The sequence below is a fragment of the Variimorphobacter saccharofermentans genome, from assembly GCF_014174405.1.
GTDB classification, from domain to species: domain Bacteria; phylum Bacillota; class Clostridia; order Lachnospirales; family Lachnospiraceae; genus Mobilitalea; species Mobilitalea saccharofermentans.
The window spans coordinates 1-1421 of record NZ_JACEGA010000004.1; the positions used below are offsets into that span (position 1 = coordinate 1).

The following is a 1421-nucleotide window of genomic DNA, read 5'->3' on the forward strand; positions in this document are numbered from 1 at the left end:
AGATACTGATATCAAACAGAATTATGGGGAGGCTCACTATGGAAAAACAACAGATAGAGGAACTCAGACAAAAATATATTCAAAATCCTCCAGAAGGTATGACTGCCAAGCTCGTTAAAAATATGAGCGATGGTGACCTGCTTGATATGCACTACTTTCTAACAGAGGATGATGACCTTGATGATGGTGAAATCGAAGAAGGCTTTTATATCGACCTTTTCTGATCACTGTCTGATTTCTATGCCCGTTTTCAGCGGGCTTTTTTAATTCATAGTCTCTCCGAACGGAGGAATTTCCTATACTAGAACAAAAGTGTGCTTCGCACACATCAGCTCCCCTGCCCCTCAATCTTGAGGGGTTAGGGCTTTCTTTTTGTATCATTTTGGTTCATAATGGTTTTATGAACATACTACAAAAGATTTTTAATGACCATTATGAAGAAATGTTATATATTTTGCATCCTCGTCAATCGGTTCTTGAAAACGTTGAAAAGATGCTTAATTGTGGTGACCCTTCTTTCGGTGGGACCATGTATGGCTGCCCTCATTGTGGGGAGCTTAAATTTGTTCCTTTTCGCTGTCACTCTAAATTCTGTCCTACCTGCGGCGTCAAATACTGTTCTGACCGGTCTACCAAGATGTCTTTTAAGCTAATTCGTTGTACACACCGTCACTGTGTTTTCACAATTGATGATGATTTACGCCATTTCTTTTTTGAGAACCGCAGCCTTCTCAACTGCCTTTTCCAGGCTGTCCGTAGTGTTATCCTCACTATGTTTTACAAGATAAATAAATCGAAAAACTTCGTTCCTGGCTTTGTCTGTGTTCTCCACACGTTTGGTCGTCCCTTGGAATGGAATCCTCATATCCACTGTCTTCTCACCGAGGGAGGTTTCTCCGACGATGGCTTTTGGCGCATTGTGAAACATTTCAACTACACTTATCTCAGAAAGGCTTTCCAGACTACGCTCCTTGATATAATGGAGAAAAAGATTGGTCCCTCCTTTAAGAAAACCAAAGCTGCCATTTATAAGAAAGACAAAAATGGCTTCTATGTGTATGCAAAACCTAATCTTTGCAATCCTGATACCGTCGTAAAATACATCAGTCGTTACCTTGGTCGTCCTGCCATTGCAACCTCTCGTATCGATTCTTATGATGGTGAAAATGTTACTTTTCACTACAACAAACATGAGGATAATTCCTATGTTGAGAAAACTATTCCCGCGCTGGATTTTATCAAGCTTCTGATTCAACATATTCCGGAAAAGCATTTCAAGATGACTCGTTATTATGGACTCTATGCCAGACACCGCGAATCCGACCAGAAGCTTTCAAAAGCCATTCCTAAATCCAAACATAAGATTCTTCTTGATTTCAAGACCTGGAGAAATAATATCCTGCTTTCCTTTGGTTATGATC

At 40.2% G+C, this 1421-nt stretch carries 2 protein-coding genes; both read left to right on the forward strand.

Annotated features, from left to right (window positions below; all coding sequences use genetic code 11):
- Positions 1-2 precede the first annotated feature (2 nt).
- Complete coding sequence (locus tag H0486_RS18240; RefSeq protein ID WP_408647639.1) at positions 3-224, forward strand: hypothetical protein; 222 nt, start codon at positions 3-5, stop codon at positions 222-224.
- 176 nt (positions 225-400) lie between these two features.
- Positions 401-1421 (forward strand): IS91 family transposase (locus tag H0486_RS18880; protein ID WP_456300805.1); only part of this gene is annotated, 1021 nt, incomplete at its 3' end.